This is a genomic window from Bradyrhizobium manausense (assembly GCF_001440035.1).
GTDB classification, from domain to species: domain Bacteria; phylum Pseudomonadota; class Alphaproteobacteria; order Rhizobiales; family Xanthobacteraceae; genus Bradyrhizobium; species Bradyrhizobium manausense.
On the sequence record NZ_LJYG01000035.1, the window covers coordinates 1 to 5,715 of the forward strand.

At 61.7% G+C, this 5,715-nt stretch carries 5 protein-coding genes; 2 read left to right on the forward strand and 3 right to left on the reverse strand.

Annotated features, from left to right (window positions below; translation table 11 throughout):
• On the reverse strand, positions 1-493 hold a 493-nt coding region (locus AOQ71_RS08050), incomplete at its 3' end, for an IS91 family transposase (RefSeq protein ID WP_162268295.1).
• A gap of 12 nt (positions 494-505) precedes the next feature.
• Positions 506-1,381, reverse strand: a complete 876-nt coding sequence (locus tag AOQ71_RS08055) for a tyrosine-type recombinase/integrase (RefSeq protein ID WP_205668180.1) — start codon at positions 1,379-1,381, stop codon at positions 506-508.
• A gap of 291 nt (positions 1,382-1,672) precedes the next feature.
• Between AOQ71_RS08055 and AOQ71_RS08060 the strand changes: the two genes are divergently transcribed.
• Together AOQ71_RS08060 and AOQ71_RS08065 are read left to right on the forward strand one after the other, a co-directional pair.
• Positions 1,673-4,210 carry an arylsulfatase gene (locus tag AOQ71_RS08060; protein WP_057744218.1) on the forward strand — a complete coding sequence of 846 codons (2,538 nt, stop codon included), beginning with the start codon at positions 1,673-1,675 and terminating at the stop codon, positions 4,208-4,210.
• A complete protein-coding gene (locus AOQ71_RS08065; protein WP_057744221.1) occupies positions 4,207-4,560 on the forward strand; it encodes a hypothetical protein in 354 nt (117 codons plus the stop codon). The genes AOQ71_RS08060 and AOQ71_RS08065 overlap by 4 nt, the downstream gene beginning before the upstream one ends.
• Positions 4,561-4,956: 396 nt before the next feature.
• Here AOQ71_RS08065 and AOQ71_RS08070 read toward each other — a convergent pair.
• Positions 4,957-5,715, reverse strand: a 759-nt coding sequence (locus AOQ71_RS08070; RefSeq protein ID WP_205668176.1) for an IS91 family transposase, incomplete at its 5' end; no start/stop codon positions are given.

The following is a 5,715-nucleotide window of genomic DNA, read 5'->3' on the forward strand; positions in this document are numbered from 1 at the left end:
TCATGTGCACATGCGGGTGGTGGGTCATGGCCGAGCCCCAGGTGTGCAGCACGGACGTGATGCCGATCCTGGCGCCGAGGTGCTTCGGATCTGCGGCGATCGTCAGCATGGTCTCGGCCGAGGCCTTGAACAGCAGATCGTAGACGATGGCCCTGTTGTGATAGGCGATGTCGGCGATCCGAGCCGGCACCGTGAACACAATGTGATAATACGGCACCGGCAGCAGTTCGGCCTCGCGGTCGGCGAGCCACTGCTTCGCCGCGGCGCCCTGGCACTTCGGACAGTGCCGGTTGCGGCAGGAATTGTAGGCGATGGTGGTAAAGGCACAGTCCTCGCAGCGCGCGACATGGCCGCCGAGGGCTGCCGTGCGGCAGCTCTCGATCGCCGACATCAACTTCAACTGGTCGAGGCTGACATGGCCGGCATGGGCGTGACGCCATGCCGGGCCATGGCTGCGGAAGATATCCGCAACCTCCAGAGCCGGGCGCGACACAGGTGCCCGGCGTCAGCCGGGCGGCCGCGCCTCCTTGAGCTTGAGAGCGATGTGCTCCAACGGGCTCATGACCTCGCTGATGGTCTTGGTAGCGACGCGGGTGTAGAGCGCGGTGGTGTCGAGCTTGGCGTGGCCGAGGAGCACCTGAATGACGCGCACGTCGACGTTCTGCTCCAGAAGGTGAGTAGCGAAGCTGTGGCGCAATGTGTGCAGCGACACGCGCTTGTTGATCTCCGCCATCTGCGCGGCGGCATGACAGGCACGATTGAGCTGGCGCGTGGTCATTGGCTGGGCCGGATCGCGGCCCGGGAACAGCCAGCCTAGCGGCCGAGCCATCTTCCACCAGGCCCGTAGCAGCGCGAGCAGGCTGGGCGACAGCATGACATTGCGGTCCTTGCCGCCCTTGCCCTGCTCGACGCGGATGATCATCCGCTTGCTGTCGATATCGGAGACCTTGAGCGAGACGACCTCGTTGGCACGCAGCCCGGCACCGTAGGCCACGCTGAGAGCCGCCTTGTACTTCAGCCCCGGCGCGGCATCGAGCAGCCGCGCTACCTCCTCCACGCTCAGCACCACCGGCAGCTTGCGCGGCTCGTGAATGAACTGGGTGTGCTCGACGATATCGTGGCGCTTCAAGGTGACTTTGAAAAAGAACCGCAACGTCGAGATGGCTTGGTTGATGGTCGGCACGCCAGCGCCGCCCGTCGCCAGATGCAGCTGATAACGACGCACGTCCTCGAAGGTCGCCAGATCGGGCGATTGCCCGAGAAACAAAGCGAAATGCTTGACCCGTTGAATGTAGTCATGTTGGGTCTTGGCTGCGAACTTGCGGATCGTCATGTCTTCGATCATGCGCCGGCGTAGCGGGCTTACTGCCTCGTCGGTCATGGGGATGCTCCTGTCTTGGGTGAGATTGTTGCAACACCTCAATCTCAAGACAGGACGCCCCGTTGCGCTATCGTCTTAGCCGTGCCGCCAGCCGCGGAAAGCTACCGCGCGAGCGGTTTAGTCCTGTGACCCATTTCGGACATTTCACGATGCACCTCAATCGTCAAAGGTCCTACTTTCAATAGCGCAGGCTTGACCTGCATCAATCCTCCTTCGACCTGATGTGCGCACGTTCGGGAATTGCGGGCCTCTCTTGCCGAGAATCACAGCTTCTTGACGGAGATTTACTCAATGAAAATCAGTTTCAACATGCTTGCGACTGCAAGCTTTCTTGCCCTTGGTTGCATTCCGGCGTTGGCCCAGCAGGTCACGGGTGTCCCGGGTACACCCGGCGCCACGACCACGATAGACGGAAAACAACTTCCGCCGCCGCCCCCGCCCTTCGGCGGGGTGATCAAGGAGAAGGCTTCGGAGTCGACCGCTTGGTGGGCTCCACGGGTCGTGCCGCCGAAGCGTGCACCCAATGTGTTGCTCATCATGACGGACGACCAGGGTTTCGGTGCACCGGGCACCTTCGGCGGCGTCATCCCCACGCCTGCGATGGATCGCATCGCTTCGCAGGGTATCCGGTTCACCAATTTTCACTCGACCTCGCTCTGCTCACCCACGCGGGCCGCGCTGATTACCGGGCGCAATCATCATTCCGTCGGTTTCGGGGTGGTCGGCGAGATCTCAACCGGTTTCCCGGGTTACGACTCGATCATTCCCATCGAGAAGGGCACCATCGGGACCATCCTCAGGTCGAACGGGTATGCCACATCGTGGTTCGGTAAGGACCACAACACGCCTTCGTTCCAATCGAGCCAGGCCGGGCCGTTCAACCAATGGCCCAACGGAATGGGCTTCGAGTATTTCTATGGCTTCGTCGGCGGCGATGCCAGCCAGTGGCAACCAAACCTGTTCCGCAATACGACTCCCATCTATCCTTTCGAGGGCAATCCGAGCTGGAATCTGGAGACGGCCATGGCCGACGAGGCCATCCAGCACATAAAGCAACTCAAGGAGATTGCGCCGGACAAGCCGTTCTTTGTCTATTACGTACCGGGCGCCACACATGCGCCGCATCATCCCACGCCGGAGTGGATCAAGAAGATCAGCGATATGCACCTGTTTGATGACGGATGGAACAAGGTGCGCGAGAAGATCTTCGCCAATCAGAAGCGGCTCGGCATCATGCCCGAAAACGCCAAGCTGACCGCGTGGCCGAAAGAACTTCCCGAATGGGATTCCCTCGGAGTGTTGGAGAAGAAGCTCTTCATCAAGCAGGCCGATGTCTATGGGGCATACCTCGCTTACGCCGACCATGAAATCGGTCGGGTCATCCAGGCGGTCGAAGACCTTGGCGAACTCAACAACACCTTGATCATCTACATCGGCGGCGACAATGGCGCGAGCGCCGAAGGGATGATCAATGGCACACCGAACGAGTTCACGACCTTCAACGGCGTCCCCGTGCCGGTGAAGGCTCAGTACCTCTGGTATCCATTCTGGGGATCGGACAAGACATTCCCGCACTTTGCCGCGCCGTGGGCGTGGGCGATGGATACGCCGTTTAAATGGGTGAAGCAGGTCCCGTCGCACTTCGGCGGCACGGCCCAGGGTGTGGTCATGTCCTGGCCCGGTCACATCACCGACGTGGGCGGCCTGCGCCGACAGTTTCACCACGTCATCGACATCGCCCCGACCATCCTCGAGGCGACCGGCATTTCACAACCCGAATCCGTTGACGGCATCAAGCAGAGCCCGATGGAAGGTGTAAGCATGGTGTACACATGGGACAAGGCCAACGCGACGGCCGAGACCCGGCACACCACGCAATACTTCGAGATGCTCGGCAATCGCTCCATCTATCACGATGGGTGGGTCGCGGCCACGACGCCGATAACTCTCCCCTGGGAATTGAGCAGCGCGCCGCCGCCGGACGTCATCACCGGGTACAAGTGGGAGCTTTACAACGTCAAGGAGGACCCGACCCAGTCCAATGATCTGGCCGCCCAGATGCCGGACAAGGTCAAGGAAATGCAGGGCATCTTTGATGCGGAGGCGAAGAAGTACAATGTGCTGCCACTCGACAACACCACGCTCCTGCGCTGGAACACGCCGCGTCCGAGCCTGACGGCGGGACAAATGGTCTTCAACTATTCGGGCGGACTGACGGGCGTACCAGCCAGCGCAGCGCCGAGCATCCTGAACAAGTCCTACACCATCACCGCCGAGGTCGAAATTCCAAAGGGCGGTGCTGAGGGTATGATCGTCACCGAAGGTGGGCGCTTCGGCGGCTACGGTCTGTTCCTGAGCAAGGGTGTAGAGGGCATTCGTTCAGGCAAGCCCGTGTTCCTCTACAACCTGCTCAACCTCAAGCGCACGATCTGGTCGGGGCCGGAACTTGGTGCCGGCAAGCACACCATCGTCTTCGACTTCAAGTCGGACGGTCCGGGCCTGGGCAAGGGAGGGACAGGCGTTCTCCTCGTCGACGGCAAAGAAGTGGACAGGAAGTCCATCGAACACGGCACGCCGATCACATTCCCTGAGGACGAAACCTTCGATGTTGGCCAGGACACTCGCACCGGCGTCGCCATGATCGAATATCGCTACGATCCTCCATTCAAGTTCACCGGCAAGATCAACAAGCTCACGTTCAAGCTTGGGCCGGAGCTCAAGGACCCGGCGCAAGCCAAGGCAGAACTGGGCCCAACCCCAGCGCCGGAGCCGGACCCTATTGCAGAGCCGACTCCTGGAAAGATTGGGGCAAAAGTCGGGAAGCGATGAAAAGCGTGCTGGTATTTACGGCCATCAGCGAGGCGGCCACAGGATTAGCATTGCTGATCGTTCCGTCTCTCGTCGGCCAAATGTTACTTGGTGAGCAACTTGCTGGCGTCGCTATACCGGTCGCGCGGGTAAGCGGGATCGCCCTGATCGCCTTAGGCGTCGCGTGCTGGCCGGGGCCACCGCTGATAGGCATGCTCACCTATGGCACGTTGGTCACGCTGTATCTGGCCTACCTCGGCTTTGCCGGTGCTTTTTCCGGAGTCCTTCTGTGGCCGGCAGTCATCCTTCACGCGATCCTAACCGCGCTATTGACTCGCGACGTCTCGCGAATGCAACGCGATTTGTCCTGAGAAGCGAAGTGATAGAAACAGGTCGCCGCTTGCTGCTTGCATGAGTCCGGTTGTGTGAAGGGTTTCGGATGCCGGCCGCGTGACTGACGGCGCGGCATATTCGGGCGGCCGGCGTCCGAAAGCCTCCAAGGGAGGAAACCGCGCATGATGGGCAGGAAAGGTGCGGCGGGCTCTATGGGGATTTGAGCTCTGCAGGCGAGCTGGCCGATGGAGTTCGAGTCCATGCAGCGAGCTGCGCGACGGCGGCGGGGCAAGCGAATGACGGGTAGATGGGTTCGAACGTGATCAATCGTCGGCGGATTGGCAACGACAGCTGACAGTTGGAGCGTATGCCGCCGTGGCCGGTCGATGAGCGGCGGGCATGGCGAGCAACTTTGCAGCATGACGGTTGCGCGCTCATGACGTATCGATCCTGATGGCGCTGGTTGGCGGGCTCGCTTGATGGCGAGGCGTTGCGCCTCGCTCAAAAACCTCGATGACGATCATGCGACCGCCGCAGCATGGACACGGCGGCGTGCCGCTGTCGATGGTCTCGGTCGGCTCATCCTTACGATCCTTGACGAGGAGCAGTTTGCGCGCGCGTGCGACGTTGTCGGCGCAGGCGCTCCGCGCGAGCAGGCCGTAGTGGCGGATGCGGTGGAAGCCTTTTGGCAGCACGTGGATGAGGAAGCGGCGGATGAACTCGTCTGTGGCGATCGTCATCCGCTTTTGACGGTCGTGGCCTTCGACCCGGTAATCCTTCCAGCTGAAGGTGACGCCGCGCTGGTCGCAGGCAATCAGGCGGCTGTTGGCGATGGCGACGCGGTGGGTATAGCGCGACAGATAGGCCAGCACGGCCTCGGGACCGCCAAACGGGCGCTTGGCATAGACGACCCATTCCGTCTTGCGCGAGGCTGCAAGCAATGCGGCGAATGATTGTGCTCCGGCGAGATCAGCGTCGTTGCCGAAGAAGCTCAGGCGCCCGGCCTGGTGGAGGATCGCGAGGCGCTCCAGGAACAATCGCCGGAACAGGCGTGAGAGCACGCGCACTGGCAGGAAGAAGCCCGGCCGGCACGACACCCAGCGCCGGCCGTCGGGCGAGATGCCGCCGCCCGGCACGATCATGTGCACATGCGGGTGGTGGGTCATGGCCGAGCCCCAGGTGTGCAGCACGGA

What these genes read in the sequence shown, in the direction of transcription:
- AOQ71_RS08055 (WP_205668180.1), bottom strand. Translation starts at nt 1,381, where the DNA reads ATGACCGACGAGGCAGTAAGCCCGCTACGCCGGCGCATGATCGAAGAC.
- AOQ71_RS08060 (WP_057744218.1), top strand. Translation starts at nt 1,673, where the DNA reads ATGAAAATCAGTTTCAACATGCTTGCGACTGCAAGCTTTCTTGCCCTT.
- AOQ71_RS08065 (WP_057744221.1), top strand. Translation starts at nt 4,207, where the DNA reads ATGAAAAGCGTGCTGGTATTTACGGCCATCAGCGAGGCGGCCACAGGA.